The 14,710-nt window shown below is 41.8% G+C and carries 16 protein-coding genes and 1 pseudogene; 5 read left to right on the forward strand and 12 right to left on the reverse strand.

The window, feature by feature from the left end; genetic code table 11:
• Window positions 1-74 precede the first annotated feature (74 nt).
• From L4D19_RS19520 to L4D19_RS19530, 3 genes are all read right to left on the reverse strand, one after another.
• A complete protein-coding gene (locus L4D19_RS19520; protein WP_428453879.1) occupies window positions 75-842 on the reverse strand; it encodes a class I SAM-dependent methyltransferase in 768 nt (255 codons plus the stop codon).
• Between the two features lie 169 nt (window positions 843-1,011).
• On the reverse strand, window positions 1,012-1,428 hold the full coding sequence (locus L4D19_RS19525; protein WP_428453880.1) for a GNAT family N-acetyltransferase: 417 nt from the start codon (window positions 1,426-1,428) through the stop codon (window positions 1,012-1,014).
• Between the two features lie 75 nt (window positions 1,429-1,503).
• Window positions 1,504-2,307 (reverse strand): GNAT family N-acetyltransferase, encoded by an 804-nt coding sequence (locus L4D19_RS19530; RefSeq protein WP_428453881.1) that lies wholly within the window; start codon window positions 2,305-2,307, stop codon window positions 1,504-1,506.
• Window positions 2,308-2,495: 188 nt separating this feature from the next.
• Between L4D19_RS19530 and L4D19_RS19535 the strand changes: the two genes are divergently transcribed.
• Genes L4D19_RS19535 through L4D19_RS19545 form a run of 3 tightly spaced genes read left to right on the forward strand, consistent with a single transcriptional unit; the run spans window position 2,496 to window position 4,535 of the window.
• Window positions 2,496-3,266, forward strand: a complete 771-nt coding sequence (locus tag L4D19_RS19535) for a phosphotransferase enzyme family protein (RefSeq protein ID WP_428453882.1) — start codon at window positions 2,496-2,498, stop codon at window positions 3,264-3,266.
• A gap of 52 nt (window positions 3,267-3,318) precedes the next feature.
• On the forward strand, window positions 3,319-3,834 hold the full coding sequence (locus L4D19_RS19540) for a ClbS/DfsB family four-helix bundle protein (protein ID WP_428453883.1): 516 nt from the start codon (window positions 3,319-3,321) through the stop codon (window positions 3,832-3,834).
• A 29-nt stretch (window positions 3,835-3,863) separates the two neighbouring features.
• Window positions 3,864-4,535, forward strand: coding sequence for a hypothetical protein (locus L4D19_RS19545; protein WP_428453884.1), 672 nt, complete (start codon window positions 3,864-3,866; stop codon window positions 4,533-4,535).
• 331 nt (window positions 4,536-4,866) lie between these two features.
• On the opposite strand, the gene L4D19_RS19550 is transcribed toward L4D19_RS19545, so the two are convergent.
• Together L4D19_RS19550 and L4D19_RS19555 are read right to left on the reverse strand one after the other, a co-directional pair.
• Complete coding sequence (locus tag L4D19_RS19550) at window positions 4,867-6,291, reverse strand: DKNYY domain-containing protein (protein WP_428453885.1); 1,425 nt, start codon at window positions 6,289-6,291, stop codon at window positions 4,867-4,869.
• A 126-nt stretch (window positions 6,292-6,417) separates the two neighbouring features.
• On the reverse strand, window positions 6,418-6,705 hold the full coding sequence (locus L4D19_RS19555) for a hypothetical protein (RefSeq protein ID WP_428453886.1): 288 nt from the start codon (window positions 6,703-6,705) through the stop codon (window positions 6,418-6,420).
• A gap of 356 nt (window positions 6,706-7,061) precedes the next feature.
• Between L4D19_RS19555 and L4D19_RS19560 the strand changes: the two genes are divergently transcribed.
• On the forward strand, window positions 7,062-8,027 hold the full coding sequence (locus L4D19_RS19560; RefSeq protein WP_428453887.1) for a S8 family peptidase: 966 nt from the start codon (window positions 7,062-7,064) through the stop codon (window positions 8,025-8,027).
• Between the two features lie 7 nt (window positions 8,028-8,034).
• On the opposite strand, the gene L4D19_RS19565 is transcribed toward L4D19_RS19560, so the two are convergent.
• From L4D19_RS19565 to L4D19_RS19595, 7 genes and pseudogenes are all read right to left on the reverse strand, one after another.
• Entirely contained in the window at window positions 8,035-8,217 is a 183-nt protein-coding gene (locus L4D19_RS19565; protein ID WP_428453976.1) for a hypothetical protein, read from the reverse strand.
• Between the two features lie 50 nt (window positions 8,218-8,267).
• Window positions 8,268-8,393 (reverse strand): annotated as a pseudogene (locus tag L4D19_RS19570) (phage holin family protein); the annotation flags it as partial.
• A gap of 157 nt (window positions 8,394-8,550) precedes the next feature.
• Window positions 8,551-9,060, reverse strand: a complete 510-nt coding sequence (locus L4D19_RS19575; RefSeq protein ID WP_428453888.1) for a hypothetical protein — start codon at window positions 9,058-9,060, stop codon at window positions 8,551-8,553.
• 190 nt (window positions 9,061-9,250) lie between these two features.
• Entirely contained in the window at window positions 9,251-9,436 is a 186-nt protein-coding gene (locus tag L4D19_RS19580) for a hypothetical protein (RefSeq protein WP_428453889.1), read from the reverse strand.
• A gap of 386 nt (window positions 9,437-9,822) precedes the next feature.
• The gene (locus tag L4D19_RS19585; protein WP_428453890.1) at window positions 9,823-10,278 is read right to left on the reverse strand and encodes a YaiI/YqxD family protein; all 456 of its coding nucleotides are present in this window, start codon (window positions 10,276-10,278) and stop codon (window positions 9,823-9,825) included.
• A gap of 143 nt (window positions 10,279-10,421) precedes the next feature.
• Complete coding sequence (locus L4D19_RS19590; RefSeq protein ID WP_428453891.1) at window positions 10,422-12,017, reverse strand: ABC-F family ATPase; 1,596 nt, start codon at window positions 12,015-12,017, stop codon at window positions 10,422-10,424.
• A 241-nt stretch (window positions 12,018-12,258) separates the two neighbouring features.
• The gene (locus tag L4D19_RS19595; protein ID WP_428453892.1) at window positions 12,259-13,407 is read right to left on the reverse strand and encodes a glycosyltransferase; all 1,149 of its coding nucleotides are present in this window, start codon (window positions 13,405-13,407) and stop codon (window positions 12,259-12,261) included.
• A gap of 321 nt (window positions 13,408-13,728) precedes the next feature.
• On the opposite strand from L4D19_RS19595, the gene L4D19_RS19600 reads away from it, so the two are divergent.
• Complete coding sequence (locus L4D19_RS19600; protein ID WP_075765615.1) at window positions 13,729-14,682, forward strand: glycosyltransferase family 2 protein; 954 nt, start codon at window positions 13,729-13,731, stop codon at window positions 14,680-14,682.
• The last annotated feature ends 28 nt before the right edge of the window (window positions 14,683-14,710 follow it).

A 14,710-nucleotide genomic window follows, 5' to 3' on the forward strand; every position in this document is an offset into this window, starting at 1 on the left:
ACGCTTTTGGTAGGCTAGCGGGTGAAGCAAAGGCTCAGCTTCATCTGCTAGCCACCATTATAAGAGGTTTATGATCAGAGCTTTTTGCCTGTTACGGAATAAACCAGTGGTATAGCATTACCTTTGTGAAGAAGCTGATAAGCTCCGCTTTCGCCTGCTACAAACCCTTCCAAGTAATACGGGCTGTATGGATATTCATTAAAGCACTCAATGCTAATTCCCGACTTAACTAAGGCATTGATCACATTACTGATCGGATGCATCCAGGTGACCATTTTAGCTTTATCACCTGTGCAGTTTTCTGTATAAGTCCCATCATCTTCGATTATAGGTTCATCGCTCGCAAAGTATGGTGAGCCCAACAGCAATTCATCAAAAGGATGAAATTCAACTAAATGTATTTTTCCACCGGGCTTTAAAGCCTTTGAGACCGTTTCTGCCCATAGATTAAGATCTGGCAACCAACACAGCGCACCATAAGAAACAAAGACGATATCAAATTTCTCTGGGCATACTTCATTGAACTGGTATACATCCGAGCAAATAAAACTTGCTTCAAGGTTGGCTTGTTTTGCTAACAATTTTGCCTGAGAGATCGCTTCCGACGACAAATCGACTCCGGTAACTTTAGCCCCCAACCTTGCCCAAGATAGTGTATCTAACCCGAAATGACACTGCAGGTGCAACAGGCTTTTCCCCTCAACCGGCCCAACTTCCTCTAATTCGATATTTTTGAGTGACGTCTTCCCTTGGAGAAAGCCATTTACATCGTAATACGATGACTTTACATGAACCGTTGTTCTCTTATCCCAAGCTTCTTTATTTATTGCCAAGTAATCCATTAGCCGACAACTCCAATATTGGTCAAATTCAGAAGGCGATAAACTAGCAGAACAGGAACCAGGTTATAGATATAAATGACGTTTGATCGCATTTGTCATAAATATTTGCGACACATTCCACAACAAGTAACTCATATCACGCCACATTAAGGCATATAGGCGCACGTTCTCAGGTAAGCTCTTTTGTCATAAAGTGAAGCTGTCCTTCGGCTGGATACTCATCAAGCGTCATTTTACATTGGTAACCATTCTTTTCATAAAATGGCTTAGCTTGAAAACTCATCGTATCGACCAGGGAGAATCTACACCCTGACTCTTTCGCGTGATTTTCTAACGTCGCCAGTAACTGTGTACCCATTCCCTGCTTGTGGCAAGTTTCATCTACCCATAGGTATTTAATCAACAACCAACTGCCCCACGTACGACCGATAATCCCTCCTAGTTTGGCTCCATCATTACTATTAGTAAAACACGCAATGTGGCTCTCTTTAATATCACCAATATATGGAATGTTATGCCGTTTTAACCCCTGATAAATTTCATCGACATCTTCACTGCTTGGGTTTTCGCTAATAATAAATTCCATTTAATTCCTTATCATTCTATTAGTTTGCGTTTCTGATAATTCAGTGCATCTTCAATTTCGCAACATGCCATCAAACTAGGGTTTCCACTTATACCGAACATTACTACAGACCTGGCGAAAACCTATGTCTTTATACATCTTGCCCCCTTCACCGGAAGCCTGAAGTATCGCAAACTTGTAGCCTGCATCATACGCATCTCTTAATACGATATTCATCAAGCGACGCCCGATACCTCTCTCCCTAAAGGCAGGTAACGTTGATACCCAATAAATGCCAACGACATCATGTTCAAAGTAACAACAAGCAGTCGCCACTGGTTCACCGTCATATAACCCTAAATAAATTCTTACTGGATCTCTAAAACCTCCATCCATGAGTACTTTTCTATAGGTTGACCTCACCCCCTGGTTCAGCTGAAACCCATCAAAAAGAGTTGCTATCCACTGCTCTAAACGTTCATCACTATCTACCCGCTTAACCAAAAGCTTATCAACGGTGGGGTTGGAAAATGTACAGCTAGAGAGATCAATAGCCATTCCAGAGCTTACAGAACCAACAGTTAAACCCTGAGATTCCAGTATATCTCCGATGTTGCTTGGGCTTGATGATGACCACACTTTCCAGCAAAAATGATCCTTACCAGAAGCTAACTTTTTAAAAAACTGGCTAATCGCTGGTGACGAGTTGTGCAATTCAACATTGGTTTCCAGCACACCGTTGAAAACTGGACTATTGTCAGCACTTTCAATCCAGATAAATTGTTCATTCCTGTGCAGGGTAATCTCATCTGACTGAGCCAAGAACAAATCATATGACAGCTGATTTTTATCGACTAAACGCCCCAAGTCCAGACGATCAAGACCATTATGAATCCCCATACCTACCCCAAAATTACACAAACCTGTTTATTTAGCTTTGATTGAAACAACACATCAAATGCTGAAACTGCCATGAAAGTACACAAACTTTGATACACGTCTACTTTGACAAATATCCCCAAGATATACAATCAGTCACTTATTAATGTTTATCGTTAGGAATGTTCGCATCGCACATAAGGACAATCATGGAAGAACTACAAGGTGGTCGTGAAGGTTTGATTCATCGGCATAAGGGTAAAGTATACCGCCCTAGTGGCTTTTGGTCTCAATCAGTACATCAGTTACTTACTCACCTGAGAAAAGAGCAGTTCAATTCTGCACCTGAGTCATTTGGTTTTGATGCAAAAGGCAATGAGGTTTTGTCCTACGTACCTGGTAATGTTTACAACTACCCGTTAAGGGGTGCCATAGCGAGTATTGAAGCATTATGCTCAGCGGCTTTGCTCCTACGTAAATATCATGACGCAACCGTATCTTTTGCTCAAAGTGAACGATGTGAAAACTTGGATTGGATGTTGCCAGCTAGAAAGCCCTACGAAGTTATCTGTCATGGTGACTATGCCCCCTATAACGTGGCATTAAGTGGAGATCAGGTAGTCGGGATCTTTGACTTTGATACCGCACATCCAGCACCGCGGATTTGGGATATTGCGTATGCGGTTTATTGCTGGGCACCATTTAAAACCAGTCCTAATGATGCTTTGGGTAGCTTACCTCAGCAGATTTCGCGCGCTAAACAGTTCTGTGACTCTTATGGTTTGCCCCAACAAGAGCGAAGCCAGCTTGTTGATATCATGATATTACGTGTTCAAACCTTGATTGACTTCATGCGTAGCGAGGCTGAAAAAGGCAATCAGGCATTTATCAACAATATCAAAGATGGGCATCATCTAGCGTATCTAAACGACATTGATTACTTAAAATGTAATGAACATATAATTATAAGCAATCTGTAGCAAACAGCTCTCAACGAACAAAACTAGCAACTAACCAAACAAGAAAGCGTCTATGACATCAGTACCACAAAATAAAAATGAGTTAATCAATGCAATCACTTTAGCCTCTAGTAAGCTGATTGATGACTACCGCTCTATTCCTGATGAACTGTCTAGAACACATGGGATTGAGGGTAACGTCAAGGGCACAACAATTAGCGTTTGCGATACGCTTGCCTACTTAATTGGCTGGGGAAAGCTCGTCCTTAAATGGCATTCTTTAAAGTCTCAAGGTAAACATGTCGACTTCCCGGAAACCGGCTATAAGTGGAATCAGCTTGGGCTACTAGCCCAAAGCTTCCAACATCATTATAAAGATTGGGACTATCAAAGTTTGCAAAGAGAGTTCGCTAGGGTGACTCAAGAAATTCTGGTATTAATTAAGAGCATTGATGAGCAGGCACTTTACGGCGATCCATGGTATGACAAGTGGACACTTGGCCGTATGATTCAATTCAACACGTCATCACCAATGAAAAACGTACGAACAAAGGTCAGACGATTTAAAAAAACACAGGGAATCAAGTAGAGCCCACTTACAGACACTCAGGCGAGTAAATGAAAAAGTATATCTTTACCTTATTCAGTCTACTGGTAATGACAGTTAGCTCATATATATCATTTGGCCTATATCGAAATTACTTGCTTGCCACAAATATTGCACATGGTAGTTATAGTCAATGTTTTGATAATTCTACTACAGAAAACTTTGAATTCGATTTATGGAACGGAGAAGGTGCTTTTACCGTTCGGTTTGTTACTTCCGGAAATCGTCATTGCTTTGCTCCGAAATTTCCATGTATTGAAGTAATGTCTTCAGAGGTTACTCATTGGCTTCATGTTGTGACAACAACAGGTGATGCTCAGTTTTCTGGAAAGCATTCATCATTTGGCAATACAGAACATGACTGGACATTTATTGATGTGGGTTCCCAAGAAAAGCGAGATAACAGTGATCCAATCTATAGTGTTGGCTCTATCTTTAGAGATAGCCCTGGATGGACAGCCGCTCCCCATATACCACTTGAATGGACTGGAAAACTTTTTGGCTTAACCGAACATGACGGTGTGTTGTATCCAGTGGGAGCTCTTGTTTGGGGCTTCAATTTAAAAAGTTGGACTTTACTCCCTGACTCGGTTTCACCAAAACCGCTTGGTCAGAGCTCATGGACAGAAATCGCCGATTTATTAAACGAGGAATACCCTAACTATGTGTTCAGTCCAAACTAATTTCCTAGCATCTAAATGCTCTATTGGTATTCTGCCACAGTACATTTTTCCTTGATGGGTACGATGATTGTTAAGTAGTCCATTCACCTAGATATTTCTGCAATTCCTCTATTACGCCATAGGGTATATTATCATAGACATAAATTGTCATGGCTGTATCTAGCCTAGCGTCTTTATATTGATTACGCGTTCTTATCGGGTGACCGATTAAGAGCTACCAGATGGTATCTCGCTTTCAGATGATTTTTTTGTGAGTGACCATAACTATTTTCATACAGGTGCCGAGATGTCGGCACCTGTTTTTTACTATGAGAGTCACTATTTAGATTAATTACTTGATATCCGGTCTAAAGCCTTTGCGAATAAACTCACTTTCTAATTCATCATTATAATATTTCGCAACATATACCTCAAACCCATATTGATCATAGATTCTGTATTCTTGTTTATGACGGCCGTTAATTAAGAAACTACGCTCCCAAACCCCATTTTTATAGCTAATTTTAACTGATCGTTTATCGGTACTCTTTTTACTGCCAGAGATAAATTCCTCTTCGCAAATACCTAGCTGTCTTTCACACTTAACACCTATGTATTTAGTAACATATCCAGACCGGCCAAGAGGACGAGTCTCAGAAGTTAACTGTCCACTATTATTATAAGTGGACTTCATAACTTCATTCACCTTACGGCTAAACATGTCTAATGTCATTCCATCTCTATCTATGGTCTTAACTTGGTATGTTAGTGAGTAACCAGATAATGTAGGAACGAGCGTAAAATAATAATCATTAGTGATTTGTTGCAAGTCTAGTTTAGAGTTCGGCGTCAGCAAATTGTTACCAAGTTTGCTAACAACGGCTTGTCTAACTACTTCAGCGTTTTGGGTTGCAATTTCTTGTCTTGTTTTTTTTGCAGCATTCATGTTGCTTTGAATAGTATTGAATGCTTCCTTTTTCCCTTCCTTTGTTCCTATTGTATCAAAGTTGACACCAGAAAAAATGCTGTCATCATTTTTAGTTGTATTACACGGCACTCTGTGATTATCGATATAACAACCACTCTTATCTTTAGAATCAATGATATTATTTCTGTATAGTAGCTCAAAAGTAGCGGAGTCTGCACCTTCAATAACAGTGTTTTCATAGTAAACATTCTGTGAATCTTTTGCGTATGAAAAACTCAGTTCTTCAAAGGATTCGATGTCAGCAGGAATAAACACTTTACCTCTGCTATACGCGCAGGTGTTATCTGCAGCCCAATATCTACCAAGTCCTGCACCGTCAATTATACGAAAAGACTTTTCATCGCAAATAGTGAATGGTGTTTGGTTATAGTAGGCACTCTTGCCATTTTTTGCGTATGATGAAATAAGATCATCATGAATTACCTTGAAACCTTCTGGTGAAGCTCCTTCTAATACCTTATTCCTTAGAAAAGCAAATCTGTGATCAACACCGTAATTATTTGAAATTGCTCTAAAAGTGTTAGCATCTGCCAACGGTATTGGAGCTCCTTTATAGTATACGTACTCACCATCAGTTCCAAACTGCTTATTTAGTATTCTGAAGGTAGCAGGGTTTGCACCTGGCAATTCTTTATAAACAAGTTTGTTAGTTAGCGAGCCAGATGTCACCCAATTAACTTCTGTTTCTGATATCTGATATGTATCACGTTGCGATGTCATGCCACAACCGGAAACAGTGCTTAGACCAAGCAAAGCAATGGTGATGTATGTAGACTTGCTTAAAAGCATATTGGAAACCTAATGATTAGTTTTTATTGAATTGCCTATTTTCCTTATCATTTTTTTAAAATCAATAAGCATTAAATAAAAACGTGAAGGATTTGTTTCGCAATTCGATAGCACAAGATCAGGCAGTTACAATCTGCTCAGAAACACTTTCGTTGCTATTTTGGACAACCTAAACCCCTCACGCGGTTTCGATGCCGCAAGTTCCTCTTGCAAGCGTTGGTTCTGGGCAAGCTCAGCTTCTAGCACCTCATACGGAATACAGTGCTCACCGTCTTTGACAGCAATGTACTTCTGAGGTTGTTCTCCCTGCTTTTCTTCGCCCTGTTCTGCTTCTTCCTGCTCCGCAGTTGCCGTGGCTGCGTTCGTATCAGATTCTGAGCTGGCTTCGGCAATTTCAGTTTTCGGCTCTGGCACTTCATCGACAACGGGTTCAGCTTCAGTTGGTCCATTTACTTACTTCTCCGTAATGTAGACGTATCGCTGTCTGTGCGGCTAAGAGCTCTCGATAAAAACGCTTAGCAGCACATACGAAAAAGCCCCGCCATTAGCGAGGCTCAGAGACAAGAAAAGCTGCCACCCGAAGGCGCAGCTTAATGGTCAAATTAAGCCCGAGTTTTTGGCAAGACACAAGTCATCTTGTCGCATCAAAAACTTACATTCGTTTCTAATTACTTTATTCATTTTTAAGACAGAAATACCAGCTATGCATATGCAAGCGTCCTTTTTAGTGCCTAACATTTCAGACACAAATTCTTCAGTTGGTAAATATCATGTCTCCTAGAACTTTAAAAAGAGAACATAATGGTTTTTCTCATGATTGCTGTACACCCAAATACCTAGTAAACCAAGAAGTAACGAATGAAAAGCAATTACAAAAGATGACAGATCAAGAACGAGAGAGAATAAATTGGGCTGGCCGAATACTTGGGCTCCCTGATGTTTGGAGGCTCACACAAGGCGAAGGTGTAAAAGTGGCAATTCTTGACACTGGAATTGATACTGATCATCCAGACCTTAAGGAAGCAATCATTGCTTCAAAGGATTTTTCTGGTGACGGCATTGAAGATGTTGACGGCCACGGTACACACTGTGCTGGCATTGTTGGAGCTAGATTAAATGGTGTCGGTTTCGTCGGTGTTGCTCCAAAATCACAACTCATGATTGGTAAAGTTCTATCAAATAACGGGAATGGACCATATTCTTGGCTCATTGAAGGTATTTATTGGGCTGTTGATAATGGTGCCCAAATTATATCCATGTCCCTAGGTGGGCCGTCCTCTGATTCTGAACTGTATAAAGCCATCCAGTATGCTTTATACCATGGTGTATTCGTAATATGTGCGGCAGGTAATGAAGGCGGATTATTTACAAATAGTATTGGTTACCCAGGAAAGTATGGTGGTGTAATTACCGTTGCTTCTCATGATAGTGATGGTAACCCTTCAGGTTTTACTTCTCGAGGTGGTGAAGTCGATGTCATGGGTCCCGGGAGTGATATTTGGTCAACCTTTAGAAACGGCGGATATGCAACGCTCAGTGGTACATCCATGGCAACACCTTTTGTTGCAGGTTTAGCTGCCTTAATAGCTTCAAAACATGAAAGCTCTAACTCTAATAACACTCCACTTTTAAACAACGAAGATATGAGAAATCACTTACTGAGAATGGCCACACACCCTGGCTATCATGACAACCAGGCTGGATACGGTCCATTACAGCCATTCAGTTACTTTTAACTCTGCACTAAGGCTGAATAGCATCAATCTGAGACTGTAGCTGAGCCATACATTGTTCACGTAACTGGGCAACTTCCTGATTGAGTTTTTCCATCTCCTGAAGGATTCTGCCCGTTTCGGCCTGTGTCTTGGCATCCTGATAGCACTGAGACTCAATACCTGTCTGCTCCTTGGCTGTTGCGGCCTGCAACTTAGCGGCTTCATTCTCAGCTTGATTACCTTCGCAGCCATCTCACGCACACCGCCGCCGCTATAGGCCACTCTCAATACAGCGATACAGATAGACATCAGGAAGGCATAAATCGTAGGCGAATGCGCACTTAGCCACTCCAGAACGAGTGACGTAACAGTCGTTTTTTTATTCATTGGGTTTCTCTTAACTAAGAGGATGAAGGAATTTCAGGCATAAAAAAACCCGCCAAAGGCGAGGTTTGTTATAAGATGCGTAATAGCTAATAAAAACACTGAAAATATTACTTTAGATATAACTTCTTATAGTAGATATTTTCATATATAACTTGTATTAATTAATTAGCTTAGTAGCGGCATGGTCTTTTTTTTCTGATGGATCCAATTGTGAATCTAAGCAACCAAAAAGTCCTGACCTGTCGTATATGCCAACAGCCTCATTGCTCTCATCATCATAAACATTAACTGTACAATACCCTACTTCAACTACTAACTTTTGTTTTATTGTGTAAGTATGATCCTTCTCAGGCGTAAAGCTGAATCTATTCAAGCAGGTATACACACCTACGTGAGTTGGTATACCTGAAACGATTTGAATCGTAATAGGTTGATCACTTTCCACTTTCAACTTCCCATCAACAATTCTTGAGTAATCAACGGGTTGCAACCTTTTACAATCCTTATAATCTTCATAAATCCCTATGCTTGCTCTATTAAGGAGCCTATCTTTTTTATAGCTTAACTTTGAGTAGTTATCTTCTGGCTCTGAATAATCAACTACAGGCGCTCTACTTGCGCATCCACCAATAAACAGTAGTAGTAGAACCAATATTTTCTTATTCATTGTTAATTAACCTTATTCATTTACTATTAGTTTATTCACGACGGCAAGCTTAATTTAATCAATAGCCAAGCTTTATAACTCTGTCTTCAACGAACAATATCCGCAAAACAGAACACCCGATTGTATATCAAAACAACCGCAATAAAATCATAAACATACTAATTTTTTATCAATCGTATTGAACAGAGACCTAGCTCACAGCCCTCTCCTTCTCTAGCGCTACATTCAACGCCTTTACCGTCTCCTGCAGCTCCAAGTAGAGCCACTGCCAGCACCTTTCGAACAAAGGCTGTAGTTCGCGTTCAAACAGGTTGGCACTGATCCGCGCTACCCTAGCTTTGCGAAGGTGATTGCGAATATCATCAGGTGTCGGCATCAAGTAATCTTTACCGGTGCATGCCGGGCATTCCATGATTGACGGCTTTATTACCTGCCTGTTCCTTGGCATAGTGGACATCGGCAACTCTGCTTTGCTTGATTCTCGGCGTACTCATTCAAGGAGATACTTGATGACGGTATCTTTATTAAGCAGGGCAAAACAGGGAACTCTGATTACGAAGGAACCATGGCCGATAAGCAACGCTTTACGGGTCATAAAGACATGTCACAAGTAAACACCTACGACCGTAAACCTGACATCGTTCCGACTATTAGATCAGAAAGTATTAGCAAGTAATTTCGGCTTTGTTTGAATTGTGAAATGAACAGTGAAAAAGAAGGGAGAAAAACGAAGGTGACAACAGCTGCTATCACCATCATAAATTATTGTCTCTTATGGTTTTTAGCCACAAAAGAATCTAGCTTATTCGCGAAATTTTGTCGGTCGGATTGGCTCAGCGGTGCAGGGCCACCGGTCTGGATACCACTACTTCTCATTGTCTCCATAAAATCGCGCATTTGCAGGCGCTGCTTGATAGTATCCTTGGTATACATCTCGCCACGGGGATTGAGGGCATGGGCACCTTTGGTGATGAGCTCATCGGCAAGCGGAATATCAGCCGTGATCACCAAGTCGCCAGCTTCGACTTGCTGAACAATGTAATTGTCGGCAACATCAAAGCCGGACTCTACCTGAATCGATTTAATATGTGGTGAAGGTGGAACTCTCACGTGGTGGTTTGCCACTAAGGTAACAGCAACCCCGACACGATTGGCAACACGGAACAAAATCTCCTTGATGACATTAGGACACGCGTCCGCATCAACCCAAATCTTCATCTTTAATCCTTTCTATAAAACAACAGTACTACTTTACTGTGTGCATTCTAAAAAACAAACATAAGAAAGCCGCCAATTTGGCGGCTTTCTTCTATCAAGCTAAATCATCCATTGGCTTCATTAACTCGCCAACGTAATTTTAATTAGCCCACAAGGCCTTGCTTGCGCAGGTACTCTTCGTAAGTACCGTGGAAATCTTCAACGCCATCTTTGGTGATTTCGATGATGCGCGTTGCAATCGAAGATACAAACTGGCGGTCATGAGAAACAAACATCAAAGTACCTTTGAAGTTTTCAAGCGCCAAGTTTAGCGATTCGATAGATTCCATATCCATGTGGTTAGTTGGCTCATCCATCAACAGGATGTTTGGTTTTTGCATGATCAGCTTACCAAACAGCATTCGGCCTTGCTCACCACCTGAAATAACTTTTACAGATTTCTTGATATCGTTCTGCGAGAACAGCATGCGCCCAAGGATACCACGAACCGTCTGCTCGTCGTCCCCTTCTTTCTTCCACTGACCCATCCAGTCCAGCAGTGTCATGTCTTCTTCGAAATCAGCACTGTGATCCTGCGCGTAGAAGCCAATGTTGTTGTTCTCTGACCACTTGATCATACCTTCCATTGGCTCCATCTGGCCTGCCAACGTGTTTAGGAAGGTTGATTTACCAATACCGTTTTCACCGATAATCGCAATACGCTCACCCACTTCAACCAACAGCTTCACACCATTGATAAGGATGTTTTCGCCGTAACCCTGTTTTAGGTTTTCGACCTCAAGCGCGTTACGGAACAGCTCTTTCTCTTGTTCAAAGCGGATAAATGGCGACTGGCGGCTCGATGCTTTCACTTCGTCAAGCTGGATTTTATCAAGCTGCTTCTGACGTGACGTCGCCTGCTTTGCTTTAGAAGCATTTGCAGAGAAACGGCTAACGAAAGTTTGAAGCTCAGCCATTTGCGCTTTTTTCTTGGCATTATCAGCTAGTAAACGTTCACGCGAAGCTTCAGCGGCTGTCATGTACTCGTCGTAGTTGCCAGGGAACAGACGAAGCTCACCGTAATCCAAATCAGCCATATGAGTACATACGCTGTTTAGGAAGTGGCGGTCGTGCGAAATGATAATCATAGTGCAGTTACGCTCAAGCAAAACCTGCTCAAGCCAGCTGATAGTGTGAATATCCAAGTTGTTCGTCGGTTCGTCAAGCAACATGATTTCTGGGTCTGCAAACAAAACCTGAGCTAGCAGAACACGAACTTTAAGGCCTGGTGCAACTGCGCTCATCAAACCAAAGTGCTGCTCTTCCGAGATACCCAAGCCAAGTAGCAACTCACCTGCACGCGCTTCAGCTGAGTAGCCGTCCATTTCGGCGAACTCAGTTTCCAGATCGGCAACACGCATACCGTCTTCTTCAGACATTTCAGGTAGCGAGTAAATACGGTCACGCTCTTCTTTAATCTTCCACAGTTCTTTATGACCCATGATTACGGTATCAACCACTGTGTACTCTTCGAACGCGAACTGGTCCTGGCCCAGTTTTGCCATACGCTCGTTCGGATCTGTTGAAACAGTACCTGCCGACTGCTCAAGTTCGCCACCCAGAATTTTCATGAATGTCGACTTACCACAGCCATTCGCGCCGATAAGACCGTAACGGTTACCTTCACCGAATTTAACCGAGATATTTTCAAACAATGGCTTATCGCCAAACTGCATTGTGATGTTAGCGGTAGAAATCAATGTACTGTTCCAATAATGATTTATGTATCAAGCATTAAAAAAGCCGCCGGGTTCAGGCGACTTTAGCAACGAAATTGGCGGCAAGGATAACAGAATTCGTGAACTATATCACTATGATTCCCTACTTTCTGGTCTTGATACATACCTCCCTTAACATACAGATATGCACTCAAAGTCATTAGAATCATAGCAAGCTAATCCGGCTTGCCTTGTATACTCTAACTACCTCAAGGAAAATAAGTTAATGAGCCGCTGCCTCTATCCACCTGGATAACACTCTGGCTTGCTTAAGTGCATCAAAATGACGTTCAACATTGCGACGTGCCTCCTTCCCCATTTGCTCCCGTTTTTTAGCCGGTAAACGCACAAATCGCTCAATGGCCTGGGACAAAGCTGTTGCATCTTTCTCATTCACCATCAGGCCCGTCCCGGGGGCGACAATCTCTTTACACCCCATAATGTTGGTCGTAATCACTGGTACTCCCACTGCCATTGCTTCTTTTAATACTAAAGGCCCTGTATCAACACAACCGGACTGAGCCACACAAAAAGGCGCAACCAAACAGTCATATTGAGGGAGGTTTTCCTGTACCCAGCTCGGCTCCTTCGGACCTAGAAAATTGACATCTTTCGCAATACCTAAAGCTAAGGCTTGCTGTTTAAGTTCCTCGGACAGTTCACCGTCACCAACAATATCAAGAGTAACCGGATACGTTTCACATAAGCCTTGCATACTTTGAAGCAAATAAGTAACGCCTTTAGGTTCGACAAGCCTACCTAAAAAGACCAGTCGTATTTTGTTATGCTTGAGCTTCGACTGAGGCTTAAATAGCGAGGTTTTCACTCCGCAGTGCAGGAGCTTGATATTGTTAGCCCCCAACTTTGAAAAGTCTTCCATCATGTCATTACAAACTGCCACGGCAAAATCGCTTCTTTTGAGCTTTAGAGGTATATCAAAAGCATGCTCATAAATATCATGGCCATGGCTAACAAACGAACAGGAAATACCCAGTAATTTAGCCGCTGCTATGCTGTGAGAAGTTGTATGTTGGGCAAAATGAGCGTGGACATGTTCGACATTTAACTTCGCCATTTGAGATGCCAATTTGACGCTGTAATAAAATAGAGACCGCTTCGGCATCGATTGTTGTTCCATCACAAACTGAATACAGTTGTAAAGATTACTTGGGCTGATTCGCGCCAAGAAGTTAAAACTAAAACTCTCACCAACCTCATAAATTGGATAACTAAACTTCTGTGCCGAAAGATGTTTCTCAAAGGTCATCACACAAACATCGTGACCGCAGGATTCAATGGAATCAATTTCAGTTCGGATAAACGTTTCACTCAACACCGGAAATGTAGGTGCAACGAAGGCTACTTTTTTCATTATTACGCTCTCTATAGCAAATGTTTACACTATGAAAAGCAATAACTGTTCCTATCTTCTCAACATTATATGGCCGTTTATTCTCGCATTCTGCAATGCAGATAAGAAAATACTGGCAATAAGCAACATATCATCTGGCACACCATCTACTGCACTTCATCCACTCCCCCCTCTCTTCAGCACAGTATAAACACCACTTCCCTCTTTCAATATAACCCATAAAATTCAATGATATAGCAACCAGCCGTTCAGCAACTGATGCTATACGCACGATTTAGGTATGAATTCTGCTTCACCCTATAAAACTAAAGGGAGCCAGCCATGGATAAAGTATCTGTAGTCATACCAACATATAATTGCCTACCTTATCTGCCTAAGGCGATTGAGAGCGTTCTCGCCCAGGATTATAAAAATATCGAGCTTCTTATTGTTAACGATAACAGCAGCGATGGCACTGACAAGTATCTGGCTACCCTAAGCAAAACACATAACAATATTATCGTCATAAACACAGACGGGGTCGGTGCCGCATCAGCCAGAAATATCGCCATCAAACAATCATCAGGACACTACGTGGCTTTTCTGGATGCCGATGACTGTTGGTACAGTGGAAAAGTCTCCGAACAAGTCAGAGTACATCAAGAAAACAAACACCTTGGAATGACTTTTACCAACTACGATCACCTCAACGAAAACAATGAATTAATTATCGACTGTCTGGCGTACTGGAATAAGTACAATAGTGACCAGAACACTGTTCACTTCTTTGACAACCCGCTCAATGATATTTTTGCCAACAACATTATCGGTACATCAACTGTCATGATTAACAAAGCTGTCTTTCAAAAGATTGGCTTTTTCAATGAAGAGATGAGTTATTGCGAGGACTGGCATTTTTGGTTAAAGGTGTGCGAGCATTTTGATGTTGCACTATTGAAGCACTCTTACACCGGGTATCTCATGAGAGCAGGCTCAATAACCCAAACAGATTCTAAGCGATGGAATAATTTGCTTTCTGTCTCTGAGGTTATTTCACATTATCAGGATCGTAATACATCAATCAGTAAGAAGTCGTTATCACAAGCTCGGGCAAGGCTTCAAGAAGGCTATGCTGACTATTTCAGAACCAAAGGTGATATATATACCGCCCTGCTGCACGACTTCCACTCTTTGCTGATTGATCCCCAAACCAGACGTGTAAAACATACGCTCGGCGACATGAAGAAATGCCTTATGCCATCTCAAAAGCACAAGCAATCAGTACCGATCAAGTAGCTGTCACCATTTCAATTTGGCGACATCG

The organism is Photobacterium kasasachensis, assembly GCF_050336885.1.
In the GTDB taxonomy this organism is placed as follows: Bacteria; Pseudomonadota; Gammaproteobacteria; order Enterobacterales; family Vibrionaceae; genus Photobacterium; species Photobacterium kasasachensis.

What these genes read in the sequence shown, in the direction of transcription:
- L4D19_RS19520 (WP_428453879.1), bottom strand. Translation starts at nt 842, where the DNA reads ATGGATTACTTGGCAATAAATAAAGAAGCTTGGGATAAGAGAACAACG.
- L4D19_RS19525 (WP_428453880.1), bottom strand. Translation starts at nt 1,428, where the DNA reads ATGGAATTTATTATTAGCGAAAACCCAAGCAGTGAAGATGTCGATGAA.
- L4D19_RS19530 (WP_428453881.1), bottom strand. Translation starts at nt 2,307, where the DNA reads ATGGGGATTCATAATGGTCTTGATCGTCTGGACTTGGGGCGTTTAGTC.
- L4D19_RS19535 (WP_428453882.1), top strand. Translation starts at nt 2,496, where the DNA reads ATGGAAGAACTACAAGGTGGTCGTGAAGGTTTGATTCATCGGCATAAG.
- L4D19_RS19540 (WP_428453883.1), top strand. Translation starts at nt 3,319, where the DNA reads ATGACATCAGTACCACAAAATAAAAATGAGTTAATCAATGCAATCACT.
- L4D19_RS19545 (WP_428453884.1), top strand. Translation starts at nt 3,864, where the DNA reads ATGAAAAAGTATATCTTTACCTTATTCAGTCTACTGGTAATGACAGTT.
- L4D19_RS19550 (WP_428453885.1), bottom strand. Translation starts at nt 6,291, where the DNA reads ATGCTTTTAAGCAAGTCTACATACATCACCATTGCTTTGCTTGGTCTA.
- L4D19_RS19560 (WP_428453887.1), top strand. Translation starts at nt 7,062, where the DNA reads ATGTCTCCTAGAACTTTAAAAAGAGAACATAATGGTTTTTCTCATGAT.
- L4D19_RS19575 (WP_428453888.1), bottom strand. Translation starts at nt 9,060, where the DNA reads ATGAATAAGAAAATATTGGTTCTACTACTACTGTTTATTGGTGGATGC.
- L4D19_RS19580 (WP_428453889.1), bottom strand. Translation starts at nt 9,436, where the DNA reads ATGCCGACACCTGATGATATTCGCAATCACCTTCGCAAAGCTAGGGTA.
- L4D19_RS19585 (WP_428453890.1), bottom strand. Translation starts at nt 10,278, where the DNA reads ATGAAGATTTGGGTTGATGCGGACGCGTGTCCTAATGTCATCAAGGAG.
- L4D19_RS19595 (WP_428453892.1), bottom strand. Translation starts at nt 13,407, where the DNA reads ATGAAAAAAGTAGCCTTCGTTGCACCTACATTTCCGGTGTTGAGTGAA.
- L4D19_RS19600 (WP_075765615.1), top strand. Translation starts at nt 13,729, where the DNA reads ATGGATAAAGTATCTGTAGTCATACCAACATATAATTGCCTACCTTAT.